The sequence below is a fragment of the Microcella sp. genome (assembly GCF_046293215.1).
Taxonomy (GTDB): domain Bacteria; phylum Actinomycetota; class Actinomycetes; order Actinomycetales; family Microbacteriaceae; genus Microcella.
This window is the reverse complement of record NZ_JBKBPI010000009.1, coordinates 104948-121664: the sequence shown is the minus strand read 5'-3', so window position 1 is coordinate 121664 and position 16717 is coordinate 104948. Positions and strand designations below refer to the sequence as shown.

General features: G+C 69.9%; 20 protein-coding genes. 13 read left to right on the top strand and 7 right to left on the bottom strand.

Annotated features, from left to right (window positions below; all coding sequences use genetic code 11):
* Positions 1–131: 131 nt before the first annotated feature.
* On the bottom strand, positions 132–626 hold the full coding sequence (locus ACK4SC_RS09490; RefSeq protein WP_409617379.1) for a MarR family winged helix-turn-helix transcriptional regulator: 495 nt from the start codon (positions 624–626) through the stop codon (positions 132–134).
* 144 nt (positions 627–770) lie between these two features.
* Here ACK4SC_RS09490 and ACK4SC_RS09485 point away from each other — a divergent pair, with 144 nt between their 5' ends.
* Both ACK4SC_RS09485 and ACK4SC_RS09480 read left to right on the top strand, forming a co-directional pair.
* The gene (locus ACK4SC_RS09485; RefSeq protein WP_409617377.1) at positions 771–2015 is read left to right on the top strand and encodes a cytochrome P450; all 1245 of its coding nucleotides are present in this window, start codon (positions 771–773) and stop codon (positions 2013–2015) included.
* A 252-nt stretch (positions 2016–2267) separates the two neighbouring features.
* Positions 2268–3272 carry an NAD(P)-dependent alcohol dehydrogenase gene (locus ACK4SC_RS09480; RefSeq protein WP_409617375.1) on the top strand — a complete coding sequence of 335 codons (1005 nt, stop codon included), beginning with the start codon at positions 2268–2270 and terminating at the stop codon, positions 3270–3272.
* A gap of 21 nt (positions 3273–3293) precedes the next feature.
* Here ACK4SC_RS09480 and ACK4SC_RS09475 read toward each other — a convergent pair whose 3' ends face one another.
* Positions 3294–4010: a type 1 glutamine amidotransferase gene (locus tag ACK4SC_RS09475; RefSeq protein ID WP_409617373.1), complete on the bottom strand. Its 717-nt coding sequence runs from the start codon at positions 4008–4010 to the stop codon at positions 3294–3296.
* A 210-nt stretch (positions 4011–4220) separates the two neighbouring features.
* Between ACK4SC_RS09475 and ACK4SC_RS09470 the strand changes: the two genes are divergently transcribed.
* A complete protein-coding gene (locus tag ACK4SC_RS09470; RefSeq protein ID WP_409617371.1) occupies positions 4221–5579 on the top strand; it encodes a glutamine synthetase family protein in 1359 nt (452 codons plus the stop codon).
* A gap of 95 nt (positions 5580–5674) precedes the next feature.
* Here the strand turns inward: ACK4SC_RS09470 and ACK4SC_RS09465 are convergent, their stop codons facing one another.
* From ACK4SC_RS09465 to ACK4SC_RS09455, 3 genes are all read right to left on the bottom strand, one after another.
* Complete coding sequence (locus ACK4SC_RS09465; protein WP_409617369.1) at positions 5675–5935, bottom strand: Txe/YoeB family addiction module toxin; 261 nt, start codon at positions 5933–5935, stop codon at positions 5675–5677.
* Positions 5932–6183, bottom strand: coding sequence for a type II toxin-antitoxin system Phd/YefM family antitoxin (locus tag ACK4SC_RS09460; protein ID WP_409617367.1), 252 nt, complete (start codon positions 6181–6183; stop codon positions 5932–5934). The genes ACK4SC_RS09465 and ACK4SC_RS09460 overlap by 4 nt, the downstream gene beginning before the upstream one ends.
* Before the next feature lie 75 nt (positions 6184–6258).
* Entirely contained in the window at positions 6259–7071 is an 813-nt protein-coding gene (locus ACK4SC_RS09455) for an acetoacetate decarboxylase family protein (RefSeq protein ID WP_409617365.1), read from the bottom strand.
* Positions 7072–7179: 108 nt separating this feature from the next.
* Here ACK4SC_RS09455 and ACK4SC_RS09450 point away from each other — a divergent pair, with 108 nt between their 5' ends.
* The 4 genes from ACK4SC_RS09450 to ACK4SC_RS09435 all read left to right on the top strand — a co-directional run bounded on the left by ACK4SC_RS09450 (position 7180) and on the right by ACK4SC_RS09435 (position 11252).
* Positions 7180–8124: an aldo/keto reductase gene (locus ACK4SC_RS09450; protein ID WP_409617363.1), complete on the top strand. Its 945-nt coding sequence runs from the start codon at positions 7180–7182 to the stop codon at positions 8122–8124.
* Positions 8125–8224: 100 nt separating this feature from the next.
* Positions 8225–9457, top strand: a complete 1233-nt coding sequence (locus tag ACK4SC_RS09445) for a CpaF family protein (RefSeq protein ID WP_409617361.1) — start codon at positions 8225–8227, stop codon at positions 9455–9457.
* The gene (locus ACK4SC_RS09440; protein ID WP_409617359.1) at positions 9454–10317 is read left to right on the top strand and encodes a type II secretion system F family protein; all 864 of its coding nucleotides are present in this window, start codon (positions 9454–9456) and stop codon (positions 10315–10317) included. The genes ACK4SC_RS09445 and ACK4SC_RS09440 overlap by 4 nt, the downstream gene beginning before the upstream one ends.
* On the top strand, positions 10314–11252 hold the full coding sequence (locus ACK4SC_RS09435) for a type II secretion system F family protein (protein WP_409617357.1): 939 nt from the start codon (positions 10314–10316) through the stop codon (positions 11250–11252). Before ACK4SC_RS09440 ends, ACK4SC_RS09435 begins: the two co-directional genes overlap by 4 nt.
* Before the next feature lie 29 nt (positions 11253–11281).
* Here ACK4SC_RS09435 and ACK4SC_RS09430 read toward each other — a convergent pair whose 3' ends face one another.
* Positions 11282–11989, bottom strand: coding sequence for an alpha/beta fold hydrolase (locus tag ACK4SC_RS09430; protein WP_409617355.1), 708 nt, complete (start codon positions 11987–11989; stop codon positions 11282–11284).
* Between the two features lie 126 nt (positions 11990–12115).
* On the opposite strand from ACK4SC_RS09430, the gene ACK4SC_RS09425 reads away from it, so the two are divergent.
* The 5 genes from ACK4SC_RS09425 (at position 12116) to ACK4SC_RS09405 (ending at position 14760) form a co-directional block, all read left to right on the top strand.
* The gene (locus ACK4SC_RS09425; RefSeq protein ID WP_173826884.1) at positions 12116–12292 is read left to right on the top strand and encodes a hypothetical protein; all 177 of its coding nucleotides are present in this window, start codon (positions 12116–12118) and stop codon (positions 12290–12292) included.
* A 47-nt stretch (positions 12293–12339) separates the two neighbouring features.
* Positions 12340–12732: a TadE/TadG family type IV pilus assembly protein gene (locus tag ACK4SC_RS09420; protein ID WP_409617353.1), complete on the top strand. Its 393-nt coding sequence runs from the start codon at positions 12340–12342 to the stop codon at positions 12730–12732.
* Complete coding sequence (locus ACK4SC_RS09415; RefSeq protein ID WP_409617351.1) at positions 12707–13210, top strand: hypothetical protein; 504 nt, start codon at positions 12707–12709, stop codon at positions 13208–13210. Before ACK4SC_RS09420 ends, ACK4SC_RS09415 begins: the two co-directional genes overlap by 26 nt.
* Entirely contained in the window at positions 13207–13677 is a 471-nt protein-coding gene (locus ACK4SC_RS09410) for a pilus assembly protein TadG-related protein (protein WP_409617349.1), read from the top strand. Before ACK4SC_RS09415 ends, ACK4SC_RS09410 begins: the two co-directional genes overlap by 4 nt.
* 123 nt (positions 13678–13800) lie before the next feature.
* Positions 13801–14760 (top strand): SDR family NAD(P)-dependent oxidoreductase, encoded by a 960-nt coding sequence (locus ACK4SC_RS09405; RefSeq protein ID WP_409617347.1) that lies wholly within the window; start codon positions 13801–13803, stop codon positions 14758–14760.
* On the opposite strand, the gene ACK4SC_RS09400 is transcribed toward ACK4SC_RS09405, so the two are convergent.
* On the bottom strand, positions 14757–15476 hold the full coding sequence (locus tag ACK4SC_RS09400) for a hypothetical protein (protein ID WP_409617345.1): 720 nt from the start codon (positions 15474–15476) through the stop codon (positions 14757–14759). The genes ACK4SC_RS09405 and ACK4SC_RS09400 overlap by 4 nt on opposite strands.
* Before the next feature lie 96 nt (positions 15477–15572).
* Here ACK4SC_RS09400 and prfB point away from each other — a divergent pair, with 96 nt between their 5' ends.
* Entirely contained in the window at positions 15573–16682 is a 1110-nt protein-coding gene (gene prfB / locus ACK4SC_RS09395) for a peptide chain release factor 2 (protein ID WP_409617343.1), read from the top strand.
* The last annotated feature ends 35 nt before the right edge of the window (positions 16683–16717 follow it).

The following is a 16717-nucleotide window of genomic DNA, read 5'->3' as shown; positions in this document are numbered from 1 at the left end:
CCTTGCAGTGGTATGTCATTCGTATACGAACGATTCCCTCGATAGTAGACCACGGGTTCGGCCAAGCGGTAGGGCGCCGGCCGAATCAGGCGGCGATGGGTGCGCCGAGCATCCCGCCGCACCCCGCCGGATCAGCGCTCGGTGAGGCGCGTGATCTGCCGCAGCATCTCGGCGAGTTCGCGGCGCCGCTCCGGATCGAGAGTCGAGGTCGCCTGCTGCTCGTGCGCGTTGAAGGTGGGAAACAGGGTGAGCATCAGCTCGCGCCCCGCGTCGGTCATCGACACGATCACCAGTCGACCGTCGCTCGTGCTGCGCGCGCGGGTGACGTAGCCCTTCGCCTCGAGGGTGCCGAGCACTCCGGTGAGTGTCGCTTTCGAGAAGCCGCCCTCTTCGGCGATCTGGCGGGTCTCAATGGGTTCCCAGATCCACGTGACCCAGAGCACGACGAACGCGGTCCAGCTGAGGTCGGTGGGCGCCAGCACCGTGCGCTCGAAGTAGTTGCGGGTCGCATTGGCCGCGCGGAACAGGTTCGAGATCACCGCCATCGCCTCGAAGTCGATCGGCAGGTTGCCGAGTCGCTCGGCGACCTGCTGTTCGGTCTCGGCGAGTGTGTGCGCACTGGGCATAGTGACCCTTCCGTTCGGTCACCATCCATTCAACGCCATACGGGGGCGAATGCGCGGAATTCGATCGTTTCGGCAGGGGGACTCGACGGATGCGCGGAGATTCGTTAGCATCCAAACAATCGTCCCCGGAACAAAGGCGCTGCAATGACGCACACCCTCACCCAGCCGAACCTTGCTGACCTCGACCTGTTCGCGGGCGGCGCCCCCTGGTCGACCTTCGACGAGCTTCGCGCCACGCCCGGGTTGCACTGGTCAGACGAAGAGGCACCGAACCACGGCTTCTGGTCGGTCACCCGCTACCACGACATCGTGCGCGTGCTGCGCGACACCGACACCTTCACCTCGACGAAGTTCACGAACCTCGAAGAGGTCGACCCCGAACTGCAAGACCAGCGCCGGTCGCTGCTCGAAACCGACGGTCTGCGACACCGAGCGCTTCGCCGGATGCTGCAGGGTCAGTTCACCCCGCAGGCGGTCGCGAAGTACGAGACCTTCCTGCGCGGCATCACCGCCAAGACCCTCGACGCGGCCCTCGCCAAGGGCTCGTTCGACTTCGTGGAGGAGGTCAGTGCTGACTTCCCCATTCGCGTGCTCGCGCGCTTGCTCGATGTGCCAGACAACGACACAGGCAAGCTCATCGAATGGGGAAACCGCATGGTCGGCAACACCGACCCGGAGCACGCCGACGTGCTGATCGGATCGGCCGACAGCGACGAGTACCGGCATGTGCCGTTCCGCTCGCCGGCGGCGATCGAGGTGTACGAGTACGGCCGGCACATGGCCGAGGCGCGGCGCGGAAAGGGTGGCTCCGATCTCGTCACCCTCCTCGCCGACGGTGTGCCCTCCGACGGGCAGCCGCTCACCGAGCACGAGTTCAACACGAACTTCTTGCTGCTCGTGGTGGCCGGCAACGAGACCACCCGCCACACCATCACGCACTCGATGAACAACCTGCTGAACAACCCCGATCAGCTCGACATCCTGCGCAACGATCCCTCGCTGATCCCGTGGGCGGTCGAAGAGTTCTTGCGGTACGCCTCGCCGGTCTACCACTTCCGTCGCACGGCGACGACCGACACCGAGTTCTCGGGAACCGCCATCGCCGAGGGCGACAAGGTCGTGGTTTGGTTCGCATCGGGCAACCGCGACGACTCGGTGTTCGACGAGCCGTACCGCTTCGACGTGACCCGCAACCCGAACGAACACATGTCGTTCGGGCGCGGCGGCCCGCACATGTGCCTCGGCAACGCGCTCGCCCGCATCGAGCTGCGCATCATGTTCGAAGACCTCCTTACCCGCGACGTGACGCTCGAGCGCACCGGCGACATCGACTACCTGCGCTCCAACTTCGTGCACGGCATCAAGCGCATGCCCGTGCGAGTGGTCTAGTCGGCCGGGCACGGCCCGCAATCGGGGGCGCGCGACGCTATTCACTCTCACGTGCCGACGTGGTGTGGCCGCGCGGCTCTGCGGCGCCGCACCGCGACGCTCGGTGCCGCGCCGCTCTGTGCCGCGCCGCTGTGTGACGTTTCTCAGGAGTAGAGCGCCGCTCGCCCCGAAAACACGCGCTGATTCGGCGCCGGCGCGTCTCTACTCCTGAGAAACGTCACGCTCGTCCTCACAACCCGCCATGCTGAGGGCATGAAGGCCGTCATCGCGCGCCGCTACGGCGGCCCGGAAACCCTTGAGATCGTGGATGCGCCCCTCCCGGAACCCGGGGAGGGCCAGGTTCGCGTGCGCATCGCCGCGAGCTCGGTGAATCCGCTCGACTGGCACGAGCTGCGCGGCACCCCGTACCTGATTCGGCTCGCTCGCGGCGTTCCGCAGCCGAAAGACGCGGCGCTCGGAAGCGACCTTGCCGGCACGGTCGAGGCGGTGGGTGCGGGGGTCACGCACTTCGCGGTCGGCGACGAGGTGTTCGGCTACGGCAAGGGCGCCTGGGCCGAGCACGCGGTTGTCGCCGAGAAGGGCCTCGCGCATCGGCCGCCCGCCGTGGGCGTCGAGGAGGCGGCGGGGCTCGGCATCGCCGCCGTCACCGCGCTGCAGGCGCTCCGTCGGGGCGGGCTCGATGCCCCGAGAACCTGGGACGGCGCCGGCGTCGAACCCATGCCGCCGCGCGTCATGATCATCGGGGCCACGGGCGGGGTCGGCAGCATCGCCACCCAGCTCGCGGCCCACTTCGGCGCCCACGTGACGGCGGTCACGAGCGCCGGAAACCGCGAGCTCGCCCTGCGCCTCGGCGCCGAGGCCGTGCTCGACTACGCCGCCGACACCCTCGATGACGGGCTCGCACGATACGACATTGTCGTTGAGGCGAGCGGCGCGCGTCCCACCCGCGAGCTCGCGCGGCTGCTGACCCCCGACGGGGTGCTCGCCGTCGTGGGGGCGCCCCGCGGCGATTGGGTCGCGCCGGTGGCGGCTGTCGCGAAGCGGGCTGTTGCGAATCGGTTTACGAAGAAGACGATTGTCAGCATCCTGGCCCGCCGCGACCCGGACGATCTGGCGACGCTCGCGGCACTGCTCGGCGAGGGCGCGATTCGCGTCGTCGTGGGCGAGGTGTACCCGCTCGAGCGCATCGCCGACGCCGTGCGGCACAGTGAGAGTGGCCACGTACGCGGCAAGATCATCGTGCGCGTGGCGCCGTAGGGCGCCCGCCTCACGCGCGCGTCACACCCGCGTCGGCAGGCCTGCCACCTCGGTGAGGAACGCGTCGACGAGCGCGTTCGTGCGCTCGCGCGCGGCCGACTGCTCGGCCACGGTCTGGGCGAGCATCACGGCCGGATCCTGGCCGTCGGCTTCCACCTTCGCGTCGCCGCCCCAGTCGAGCCAGCCCTTCAGCCCCGCCGCATCGAGCTCGGGGTGAAACTGCACCGCGAGCGAGCGCCGAATGGTGAAGGCCTGCGAGGCGACCGGGTTGCGGGCGATCTCGACGGCGCCGGGCGGCAGCTGCCACCGGTCGTAGTGGAACTGAAACCACGGGCCCGGCCCTACGAGCGCCGGCCGGTCACTCCAGATGGCGGTCCAGCCGATCTCGCCCTTGGGGGCCGGCGCCACCGACCCGCCCATCGCGCGGGCGATGAGCTGGCCGCCGAAGCAGATGCCGAGAACGGGGACGTCGTCGGTGACGGCCTGGCGCATCCAGTCGATCTCGGGTAGCAGCCAGTTGCCGATGCAGGCGTCGTCCCACGCGCCCCACGGCGAGCCGAGCGGCACGATGACGTCGTAGTCGGTCGCGTCGGGGAATACGAAGGGGATGTTCGGCGAGGCGAACTGCTCTTCGGGCACGACAAGCACCGTGTCGATGTCGTAACCGTGATCGGCGAACCGGTCGCCGACGGGGCCGAGCGGCGAAACATGGTCGTGCTGGATGAACAGGGCACGCATCGCGGGAACTCCTCGTCGAGATCGCGGTCGCCGATCGCAAACGGGATGCTCGCTTCGGCGTGGCGGCCCATCGACGCGCCGCCGCAACTACAGTATCGTTTGTTTACGAACGAATCAGAGATGATTCGCCAGGGCACGCCCGCACCGACCACCCGGGTCGAGCGGTACTGTCGCCCCAACACGCCACGAGTGCCACAAGGGAGTCGCACCATGACGCACAGTCTCGCCAACCTGCAGAGCGAGCTCATCGCCGCCGAGATCGACGTGCTGCGCGTGATCTATGCCGACATCATCGGCACGATCCGCTCGAAAGATCTGCTCGTCAGCGAGCTCGACAAGATCCATCACGGCGGGCCGACGTTCTGCCAGGGCGTGTGGGTCACGACGACGCAGGGCGGCGTGCTCGACGGTGCCGACGTGCTCTCGAACGGGCTCGAAGACTTCGTGACGCAGATCGTCCCCGAGACGTGGCGGGCGCTTCCGTGGGAGCCGGGTGTCGCGTACGTCGTCGCCGGCGCGAACAACCCCGACATGACGCCGAACGAGCTCGCCCCGCGCACGCTGCTCGAGCGCATCGTCAACGAGTACAAGGCTCTCGGCCTCGTGCCGGTCGCCGGCCCCGAGCTCGAGTTCTACATCGCCGACAAGAACGACGACGGCACCTACCGCCGCGCGATCAACCCGTCTGGCCGCGTCTACACCTCGGGTGCGACGGTCGACCCGAAGGGCACCTTTCTGCACCTGCTGCGCATGCTCGACCGCCTGCGCATCGGCGTGTTCGCCGGCAATCACGAGTTCAGCCCGAGCCAGTACGAGATCAACATCTGGCACGGCGAGGCACTCGATGCGTGCGACCGCATCTGGATGCTCAAGGCCGGCGTCAAGGACGTCATCGCCCGCCTCGGCCAGGCCGCCACCTTCTCGGGCAAGCCGTGGAGCGACGAGGGCGGCAGCGGCTTCCACCTGCACCTGTCGCTCGAAAGCCCGACGGGCGAGAACCTCATGCACGACGCGTCGGCGCCCGACGGGCTCAGCCAGACGGCCCGCCACATGATCGCGGGCATCATGGAGCACGCCTCCGCGCTGGTGGCCATCTGCAACCCGACGATCAACGCTTTCCGTCGCCTCGGGCCGGACACTCTCGCCCCGTACCGAGCGAACTGGGGTCTCGACAACCGCAGCGCGATGGTGCGCATCCCGCCGGAGCGCGGGGGAGGCACGCGCCTCGAGATCCGCCTCGGCGACGGTGCCGCGAACGCCTACCTGATGACGGCGGCGCTGCTCGCCGCGGGGCTCGACGGAATCCGCCGCGAGCTTGAGCCGCCGCCCGCCGCTGTCGGCTACGCGTACGAAGACGACTCGTGCCCCGTGCTGCCGATGACCCTCGGCGACGCCCTCGATGCTCTGCGCGCCGACGAGCGCCTCATCGAACTGATGGGCGGCCCGCTGGTCGATGTCTTCGAGGTCATGAAGCGCGACGAGATCGAGCGCTTCACCGAGGCGGTCGGCCCCGACATGCCCGACGAGGTCACCGACTGGGAGGTCAAGGAGTACTTCCTCGACCTCTAGTCGAGGAAGCGTGGGTGCTGTCTCGACCTGTAGTCGAGGGAGCGTGGGTGCTGTCTCGACCTGTAGTCGAGGGAGCGTGGGTGCTGTCTCGATCTCTAGTAGTGCGCCCGCGCCTGCAGAATCACGATGTGCTCGTCGGTGACGTAGTACACGAGCCGGTTGGTGTCGTCGATGCGGCGAGACCAGGCGCCCGACAGTACGTGCTTGAGGGGCTCGGGCTTGCCGATCCCTGCGAAGGGATCACGCCGTACGTCGGCGATGAGGGTGTTGATGCGCTTCAGTGTCTTACGATCTTGGCTTTGCCAGTAGACGTAGTCTTCCCAGCCGTGGGCGTCGAACGCGAGGGCGCGAGTCACGGATCGACGAGGTCGTACTGCTCGAACTCTCCGCGTCGGGCGCGCTCGATCGACGCGAGGAGCCGCTCAGCGTTGGCAGGGTTGCGCAGCAGGTGGGCGGTCTCGGCCATCGCGTCGTAGTCGGCCTTCGACAAGATGACGGCGTTGCCGTGCTTCGACACCACTTCAACGGGCGCGTGGTCGTCGTTCACCTGCTGGATGATCCCAAAGAGCGTCTTGCGCGCTTCGGATGCACTGATCGCGGTCATGACGGCCTCCCAAGTCGTACCGGATATGGTACCACTCGGATGCTCGCGGTGGGAGGGCGTCCCCTCGCGATCGGTCTACACGCTCGGGTTCGACTGGTCGTGCACGAGCTTTCCGCCGTTGAAGGTCACGCCGATCTCGCGGTAGTAGGCGCCGATCTTCTCGTGGATAGGCAGGATCGACGCGAGCTCGTCCCAGGGGGAGTCGTGCAGTTCGAGCTCGAAGTCGCCGCGCCAGGTGGCGCCGATCTCGGCATCGACTCCACCCATGGTGATGAGCTGGTCGAGCGAGTTGCCGGCGCCGGGGGTGATCGAGGGCATCCAGCGCGAGTGCAGCATGGGGTGCCCGTTGACGAAGCCGTTGGTGTCGCTCTCGGAGTCGAGGGTGACGACGAGCGAGGCGAGTCGGTGGTCGTAGGCGGCGAGCGAGGCGCCGATTTTCGCGCCCGGGGCGAGGCGCGGGGCGGCGCGGCCGACGTTCATGACGCGGGTGACGGCCATCGAGCCGAGCTTCTTCGGGTAACCCTGGAACCAGCCGCGGGCGATCGCGAAGTCTTTCGTGACCCAAATGGCGACGCAGCGCGTGTACGTCTGACCGTCGTGCTTCACGCGCACGACGGCGAAGGTTTCGAGGTACTGCGAGCGCTGCGGGTCGAGCAGCTCTGCTCCGGACGCCGAGCACGACTGCCAGTCGGCCCAGATCAGGGCGACGGCGCCCGGGTCGTCGTCGGCCAGCTCGAGGCCCTCGGGCAGGAGGGCGGCGACGTTGGCGGGGTCGGTGCGGTACTCGGCGGTGAGTAGCGTTCCGGAGTAGTACCACGGCATGTCGGGGATGATCGCGCTCTTGCCGGTGGGGGTTTGCGGGGCCATGAAGCCGGTGAGATCAGCCATTGCCCCAGCCTAGCGATTCATTCGGAAACAAACGATAGGCAATTTCTGGCCGCGTGGCTCCCGAGCGGGGCGACGTGGCGCGGTTCGTTCTTCCCTAGGCTTACGGGCGTGACCGCATCTCTCGGCCTGGGCCTTGCCGCACTCGGCCGGCCCGCCTACATCGCCCTCGATCGCGATCGAGACCTGGGCGCGTTTTCCGACCGCGGTGTCGACCGCATGCGGGCACGCGCGCACTCCATGCTCGACGCGGCATGGGCTGCGGGGGTGCGGTATGTCGACGCGGCGCGCTCCTACGGCCTCGCCGAGCAGTTTCTGGGGGAGTGGCTGTCTGAGCATCCCGAGCGGCGCCCCGAGCTCACGATCGGATCCAAGTGGGGCTACCGCTACGTGGCGGACTGGCAGCGCGACGTCGACGTGCACGAGGTCAAAGACCACTCGCTGGCGCACGTCGAGGAGCAGTGGCCGCAGACGCTCGCCGCGCTGGGCGCCTCGCCCGACCTGTACCTCATTCACTCGGTGACCCCGGACAGCCCCGCGCTGGGCGACGGCGCGCTGCTCGACCGGCTGCGGGAGCTCGCCGCCGACGGCGTGCGGGTCGGCATCAGCACCAGCGGCCCCCACCAGGGCGATGTGCTGGATGCGGCCCGAGGCCTCAACGACACCCCGTTTTCTGCCGTCCAGGCGACCATCAACGTGCTCGAGCCATCGGTAGGGCACGCGCTCGAGCGTGCCCACGAGGCCGGATGGGTCGTCGTCGCCAAGGAGGTCTTCGCCAACGGGCGCCTCGCCTCGACGCCGGAGGGTGAGCCCGCGACGCCGTGGGCGGCCGCCCTCGCCGCGGCGACGGGTGTCGCCCCCGAGGCGGCCGCCCTCGGCTGGGCCCTCGCCCAACCCTTCGTCGACATTGCGCTCACCGGGGCCGTGACCGAACAGCAGTTGGCGGCCAACGTCGCAGCGGCCCCGCTGGCGCCGAGCCAGCTGACAGCGACGTCGTCGCTCGCCGTCGAGCCGGCGCAGTACTGGGCGGCGCGCTCGGCCCTCGCCTGGCAGTAGCGCCGCCGCGCGGTCGCGCGCATCCGCTGGCGCGAGCGCCCCGACGCTCTTGTGGACAGAAACTCGGATGCTCGCCCCGCCCCCGCGCACAATGTCGCGCATGTCCACCCCCGTCGCCACCATCACCGACCGGGTGCGGGCCCGCGTGCGCAGCGAGCGCGTCGACCTGCACCGCGATCCCGACGCCGCCGAGCGCCTCGTGCGCGAAGAGCTGCGCGTCTACGCCGAGCGGTCGCTGTCGGGCGCGCTGCCGCGCATCCACGATGAGGTGCGCACGCACGGCGAGGTGCTCGCCGGCCTCACCGGGTATGGCGCCCTGCAGCCCTACTTCGACGACGCCGAGGTCGAAGAGATCTGGCTGAACGCGCCCGACGCGATCTTCGTCGCCCGCTCCGGTGTCACCGAGCGCGTGCCGCTGACGCTGACCGACGATCAGGTGCGCGTGATCGTCGAGCGCATGCTGCAGGCCACCGGTCGCCGGGTCGACTTGAGCTCGCCGTTCGTCGACGCGAGCCTGCCCGACGGCTCCCGCCTTCACGTGGCGATTCCGGACGTGACGCGGCGGCACTGGGCGGTAAACGTGCGCAAGTTTTCGCAGCGTATCCGCTCGCTGACGCGCCTCGTCGAACTTGGGTCGCTTACCCCGCAAGCGGCCGAGTTTCTGCGCATGAGCGTGCTGGCCGGCTGCAACATTCTCGTCAGCGGCGCGACGCACACCGGCAAGACGACGATGCTCGGCGCCATGCTCGCGAGCGCCCGCCCGAGCGAGCGCATCATCACCGTGGAGGAGACCTTCGAACTCGACCTCGACGCCCCCGACGTGGTCGCGATGCAGTGCCGCAGCGCCAACCTCGAGGGCACGGGCGAGATCACCCTGCGCCGCCTCATCAAGGAGGCGCTGCGCATGCGCCCCGACCGCCTGGTCGTCGGCGAGGTGCGTGAGGCCGAGTCGCTCGACCTGCTCATCGCCCTGAACAGCGGAATGCCGGGCATGTGCTCGCTGCACGCGAACAGCGCACGGGATGCCCTCATCAAGCTCTCGACGCTGCCCCTCTTGGCCGGCCGCAACATCGACTCTTCGTTCGTCGTGCCGACGGTCGCCAGCGCGATCGACATCGTCGTGCACCTCGAGCTCGCTCCCGACAGGGGCCGTCGCGTGCGAGAGATCGTTGCCCCGACCGGCGCGGTCGCCGCCGACGGAATCACGGTTGCGCCCCTCTTCGTCCGCGATGCTCTCGGGAATCTGGTCGCCACCGGCTCGCTTCCGCCCCGACCCCAGAAGTTCGCCGACGCGGGGCTCGACCCGCGCCCCGTGATCGGCCACGCCGCATGACCGTCGTCGTCGCCCTGCTCCTTGCCGCGGGAGTGCTGCTGGTCGCCTCGCCCTGGCTCTGGCCTCGAACCCCGAAACCGGCGGATGCTCGCCCCGGCTCCCCGGGACGCCTCGCCGATTTGCTCGCACGCGCCGGCCTCGCCGCGGTGTCTCCCGCCGTGCTCGTGGCCGTGATGGTGGTGCTCGCGGTCATCGGCGCGGGCCTCGTCCTCCTCCTGGTCCCTGTTCTCGCCCTCGCTCCGGCGGCGGCGGCCGTGTGCGCGGTGGCTCCGATCCTGCTCCTGCGCGCCCGCGCCGCCGCCCGGCGCCGCGCGCTGCGCGCCCTCTGGCCTGATGTCGTTGACCTGCTGTTGTCGAGCATCCGTGCGGGGCGTGGGCTTCCCGACGCGATCAGCGCGCTGGGCGACAGCGCGCCCGACGCGGTCCGCCCGGCATTCGTCGCGTTTCGCCGCGACTGGATGCGCACCGCCCGTTTCGATGAAAGCCTCGACACCCTGAAGCGAAGCCTCGCCGACCCGGTCGCCGACCGCATTGTCGAGACGCTCCGCATGGCGAGGGAGGTGGGCGGCACGGAGCTGCCCGCCGTTCTGCGGTCGCTGTCGCACTACCTGCGTGCCGAGGTGGCGGTGCGCGGCGAGGTGGAGGCGCGCCAGTCGTGGGTGCGCACGGCCGCGCGGCTCGGCGTCGCAGCGCCCTGGGTGGTGCTGCTCATGCTCGGCTCGCGCCCGGAGGCTCAGGCCGCCTACAACACTCCGGGTGGCGTTGCGCTCGTCGCCGCGGGCCTCGCGGCAACCCTCGTGGCGTACCGACTGATGGTCGCGATCGGTCGCCTGCCCGAAGAGGGACGGTGGTTCCGGTGAATCCCGCCCTCGCGGCCGCCCTCGTCGCCGGTGGCACCCTCGGCCTCGGGCTGTGGCTGCTCGCGAGCGCCGTGCCACGCATCGGCCGCCCCCGGCTCGACCAGCGCCTCGCGCCGTACCTCGTCGATGTCAGCCCGATCGCAGCCCAGCTTGTCGCCCCGCGGCGCTCCGACCCGTTGCCCGTGCTCGGCGCGCTGCTCGCGCCGCTTGCCGAGCGGGGTACGCGCCTTCTCGAGTCCGTCCTCGGCGGCGAGGCGACCATTCGTACGCGCCTGCGGCAGTCCGGATCGTCCGCGACGGTGGGCGGCCAACGCACCCGGCAGCTGTCCGGCGCCCTCATCGGTGCTGCTGCGGGCGCGGCGCTCGGAGTCGTCGCCGGCCGCGAGTCGCTGGCCGTCATCCCCGTCGCCATTGTCGGAATTGGCGCCGGCGCGATCGCCGGTATCGCCCTCGTGGATGCTGTGCTCGCGCGGGCGGCGAAGCGCCGCTCCCAGCGCATCGCCCAGGAATTCCCCACCGTCGTGGAGTTCCTCGCCTTGAGCGTCGCGGCGGGGGAGTCCATCGTGGAGGCGCTGCGTCGGGTTGCCCGCATGGGCAGTGGAGAGTTGGCCGGCGAGCTCGACCGCGTGGTGTCTCGGCAGGCGGCTGGCCAGCCGATCGCGGAGGGTCTCGCCGAGTTGCGCGACGAGTTGGCGATCCCGTCGGTGTCGCGCCTCGTCGATCAGGTGTTGGCGGCGATCGAACGGGGTACGCCCTTGACCGAGGTGCTGCGAGCCCAGGCGGCGGACGCTCGCGACGACGCCAAGCGTTCGCTACTGGAGGCGGCGGGCACCCGCGAGGTCGCGATGCTGATCCCGCTCGTGTTCCTCATCCTGCCGGTGACGGTGCTGTTCGCGGTGTACCCGGGCCTGCTGGTGCTGCAATTCGGCTTCTAGGCTGCCCGCACCGGACGCGATCAGGTCGGTTAGCCGTGCCGAGCGGCTACCTCGGCGATGACCTCTGCGAGCTCGGCGGGTTTCGTGAATTGCGGCCAGTGACCGGTCGGCAGGTCGACGTAGCGCACCTCGTCGATCGCGGCCACCTCGGCCACCATCGGCTCGCCGGCGGCAACCCACTGCTGCAGCATCGCGGACGGGAACTCGCAGCACACGATGGTGGCCGGTACCCGGGTGCGTGCGTCGTTGGTGAGCCGTTGCGGGTCGCTCGCCACCCGCGCCGGTTGGGGGATCGCCCGCGCGCGAAATGCCTCGCGTAGCTCGTCGGTGAGGTCAACGAGGTCGTCCGGCTCGAACGCCTCCCACGGGGGAAGCGGAATCTCGCCGCCGACGACGGGCAGTTCGGTGTTGACGCTCTGCCCGTCGCCGAGCGGACCCGCGTCTACGTACACGACCTCCGCGACCCGATCGGGTCGCGCATCGACGGCCGCGTACGCGACCGCCGCGCCGCCGCTGTGGCCGACGAGCAGTACACGGTCACCCGGAAGCTCGTCGATGAGACGCACGACGGCATCAACATGATCGCCGAGCCCGATGTCGGCACGATCGGCGTCGACCGACTCCAGACCCGGCAGTGTCACCGCGTGGACGGCGTGCCCGGCCGCGCGCAGGGGGTCGGCCACGTCACGCCACGAGTCGCCGTCGAGCCAGAACCCGGGAATCAAAACGATATTCATGCGGTCACGCTACGCCCGACCACCGACACCGGCGCCCCGCTGCCCAGACCTGTGGACAGGTCACCACTCACCGCGCGAAGCCACGCATTATTGCTCGCGTTCATCCCGCCCCCGGAAGGAATCGTCATGTCCCGTCTCCGCGCCCGACTCGCCCGCCACCTCGACGACGATCGAGGGGATGTGCCCGGCTGGGTGCTCATCACGCTCATGACCGCGGGCCTCGTCATTCTGATCTGGGCGCTCGCCGGCCCCGCCCTGTCTGGCGTTTTCCAGCAGGCGATCGACCGGGTCGCGACCTTCTAGCCTGCCGGCCCCAGTCACCACCCGCATCCCTCACCGCGAATACCCGAATGCTGCCCCGACGACTCGACGACGACCGCGGCTCGGCCCCGGTCGAATTCGTGCTTGTCGGCACCCTGCTCACCCTCGTGCTGCTGGCCATGCTGCAGCTGGCTCTCGCCCTGCACGTGCGCACCACGCTGATCGACGCCGCTGCCGAGGGGGCGCGCTTCGCGGCGCTCGCCGACAGTTCGCTCGAGGCGGGCGTTGAGCGCTCCCGCGAGCTCATCGCGACGGCGATCGGGCCGCGCTACGCCGGTGACGTGGGCGCCGGCTTCGGAACGTTCGGCGAGCATCCCGTCGTCGTGGTGACGGTTCGCGCGCCGCTGCCGATGGTGGGCCTGTTCGGCATCGACGGAGCCTTGGAGGTGAGTGGCCGTGCGGCGCTCGAACCGCTGCGCTGAGACTCGACGGCGGAGCGACGCCCGGCGCCGTCTCCTTTCCCGTGCGGCCGCCGACGACGGCTCCGCCTCACTCGAATTCATCACCGCCGGGATGCTCCTGCTCATTCCGCTCGTGTACCTGATCGTCGCGCTCGCTACGATCCAGTCCGCCGCGCTCGCCACCGAGGGGGCGGCCCGCCACGCAGCCCGCGTCTTCGTGCAGGCTCCCGACACCGCCGCGGGCAGCGCCGCGGCCGCGCGGGCGCTCGAGCTCGCACTCGCCGACCACGGGGTCGCTGCCGAGGCCGTCGACCTCACGATCTCGTGCCAGCCCAACCCCGCCGCCTGCCACACCCGCCGTGGCTGGGTCACGGTCGAGGTCAGCGCGCGCGTGCCTCTGCCGCTCGTCCCCGACGCGCTCGACCTGCGCACGCCGCTCGCCATACCCATCGACGCAGCCGCCACCCAGCAGGTCTCGCGGTTCTGGGGCGCGCGATGAGGCGACGAGCGCGCGCGACGGCGCCCCGCGCATCCCGGATGCTCGCCGACGACACCGGATCGATCCTCCCGCTCATCGCGGGGTACGCCGCGCTCGGACTCGTCGTCGTGCTGCTGGTGTCGGCCGCCACCTCGCTCTACCTCGAACGCAAGCGACTGTTCACGCTGGCCGACGGGGCCGCGCTCGTCGGTGCTGAATCGTTCGACCTTGACGCGGTGCGCGCGCCCGACGGCAGCCTGCGACCGAGGCTTGACGACGCCGGCGTCGCGCGCGACGTGAGCGCGTACCTGAGCGAGGCGCCCACGTCGGGATTCGAGGCCCTGCGCCTCGTCGCCGCCCGCACCCCCGACGGGGTCTCCGCCGAAGTGACGCTCGAGGCCGCCTGGCGCCCGCCCGTCGTCACCCTGTTCGTGCCAGAGGGGCTGACGATCGAGGTGACGGCGACCGCCCGCAGCGTGCTGCAGTAGCGGCCACGGTTCCCGCGGCGCCACACCCGCGCCGTCAACACACGCAACACCAAACCTGCGCGCTCACTGAGTTTTCTGAGTGCCCCATGCACGTTCCCAGAGTGCGGCCGATACGCTCACCGCATGACCAACCTGGAGGGCGCGTCGATCATCGTCGTGGGCGCAACGGGCGGCCTTGGCCGGCACATTGCGCGCATGCTGCACGAGCGCGGCGCGAAGCTCACGCTCAGCGCGAGAAACATGACCAACCTCGAAGCGCTCGGCATCCCGGCGACCTTCGTGCCCGGCGACCTGGCCGACCCCAACTTCGCCCGCACCCTCGTCGCGACGGCCGTCACCGCCAACGGCAGGCTCGACGGAGTCATCAACGCCGCCGGAGTCGTCGCGTTCGGCCCCGTCGCCGAACTCACGAATGAGACCCTCGAGCAGCTCTGGCAGGTCAATGCCGCTGGGCCCGTGCGCGTCATGCGCGCCGCCACCGACTCGCTCGCGAAGAGCGCCGAAGCCGGGGGAGAGCCCTTCGTCGTCACCCTGTCGGGCCTCGTCGCCGAGAGCCCCACCAACGGGCTCGCCGCCTACTCCGCCGTCAAGACGGCCCTGCACGCGTTCACGCAGGTCGCCGCGCGCGAGCTGCGCCGCCAGAAAATCCGCGTCCTGGATGCCCGGCCCGGCCACACCGAAACCGAGCTGTCACGGCACCCCATCGCGGGAGAGACGCCGAAGTTCCCGACCGGCTACCTCCCCGAGGCGGTCGCCGCCCGCATCGTCGAGGCGATCGTGAATGGCGAGAAGGATCTGCCGTCGACCGCGTTCACCGACATTCCGGCGGCGCCCACCGAGACGGTTCCCGCCCCCGAGCATCCCGTCGACGCCGACATGCATCCGGCGGCACGGATGGCTGCCGAGATGTCGCTCGAGGTGGCCACTCCGCTGAGTGCGCAGTCGGCCGCGAGCGCACAGTCGGTGTCGAGCGTGCGCTCGGCCTCCAGCGCCCACTCCCCGTCGAGCGCGGACGCGTCCGCGGGCACACAGTCGTCGGCGAGCACCCTGTCAGCACCACCCGCGCCCGACAGCAGCACCTAGCGCGCGACCCCCGCGAACTGCAGGGCGACCGCCAGGTCGAGGAGGTAGTGAATGCCCACGAGGTAGGGCAGCAGCACGGGCCTGCGTGACAGCGCGAGGGCGAGAAAAATCGCGAAGGCGACGAACATCAGCGCCCGCCACGCGATAAACGCCGGGTCGGCGCTGAGCGGCAGAGCCACGTGCTGCAGCGCGAGCGCGCCACCCGCGATCAGCACGGCACTCCCTTCGCCGAGACCCCTTTCACGCAGCTCGGGCAGCACAATGCCGAAGTACAGCGGCAACTCGACGGCGGCCGTCGTCAGCGGAAACACGACCACCACCGGAATGATCGCCCACGCCGGCAGCGGCTGCACGAGCGCGCCAACCGCCAGCTGGGGGTCGCCGAACAGCAGCGCGCCGAGCCCGAGGGTTCCGCCGGCACCGAGCGCGAGTGCGATCACCGTCACGAGGGCAACGAGCCCCAGCACGCGCGGCACCCGGTGCGGCTCGACGCGGTACACGTCGCGCAGGCGCCGGTCGTGGCGGTGCAGCCACCAGCGCATCAGCACGAGCGAGACAACGTTCACGACGATCGCCGTGACCGGCCACCAGGCGCCGGCCGCCGCGAACGGCTCGGCGACGCCTGCGAGCGCGAAAATCAGCGTGAGCAGCAGCTGCCCGGCGGCGAACAGCGCGAGACGGTGCGTCAGCGCGGCAGTCAGCGTGGCGGTCGACACGGGGCTCCTTTACACACATCGGGATGCGCGGTGCGGCTCACGAGCGACCCTAGCGCTCGAAGGCGCCCCAGGCCACGCCGATAGGCTGGAGACACAATGATCGACCTCGATTTTTCTGAGCGCATCGCCGCCGCCCGCTCCACCTTCCGCGACATCCGCGCCGTCGTCGACGTCGACCGCCTGCGTGCAGAGATCGCCGAGCTGGGCGAGAAGGCGGCTGCCCCCGACCTCTGGGACGACGTCGACGCCGCCCAGAAGGTGACGAGTGCCCTCAGCCACAAGCAGGCCGAGCTCAAGCGCATCACCGAGCTCGAGCAGCGCCTTGATGACCTCGAGGTGCTCATCGAGTTGGCCCGCGAGGCCGATGACGCCGACTCGGCCGCCGAGGCGGCCGAGGAGTTGGCGGGCATCGAGAAGATGCTCGGCGACCTCGAGGTGCAGATCCTGCTCGACGGCGAGTACGACGACCGGCCCGCCGTGGTGACGATTCGCGCCGGCGCGGGAGGCGTCGATGCCGCCGACTTCGCCGAGATGCTGCAGCGCATGTACCTGCGCTGGGCCGAGCAGCACGGCTACTCGGCGACCGTCATGGACACCTCCTACGCCGAAGAGGCGGGCATCAAGTCGACGACGTTCCAGATCGACGCTCCGCACGCGTTCGGGCTGCTCAGCGTCGAGGCGGGCACCCACCGGCTGGTGCGCATGAGCCCGTTCGGTGCGGCCGGCAAGCGTCAGACGAGCTTCGCCGCGGTCGAGGTCATCCCGCTCATGGAGGAGACGGCCGAGATCGAGATCCCCGAATCCGACATCCGGGTCGACGTCTTCCGCTCCTCGGGCCCCGGCGGCCAGAGCGTCAACACCACCGACTCGGCCGTGCGCATCACCCACCTGCCGACCGGCACGGTCGTCTCGATGCAGAACGAGAAGAGCCAGATTCAGAACCGAGCCGCCGCCATGCGTGTGCTGCAGTCGCGCCTGCTCCTGCTGCAGAAAGAGCAGGAGGCCGCGACGAAGAAAGAGCTGGCCGGCACCATCACCGCCAGCTGGGGCGACCAGATGCGCTCGTACGTGCTCGCCCCATACCAAATGGTGAAAGACCTGCGCACCGAGTACGAGGAGGGCAACCCCTCGAAGGTGTTCGACGGCGACCTCGACGCGTTCATCGCCGCGGGCATTAAGTGGCGCAAGCAAAAGCCCACCGACTAGGCCGGCGCACGTAAGGGGCGCCTGAGAGTCGAGGT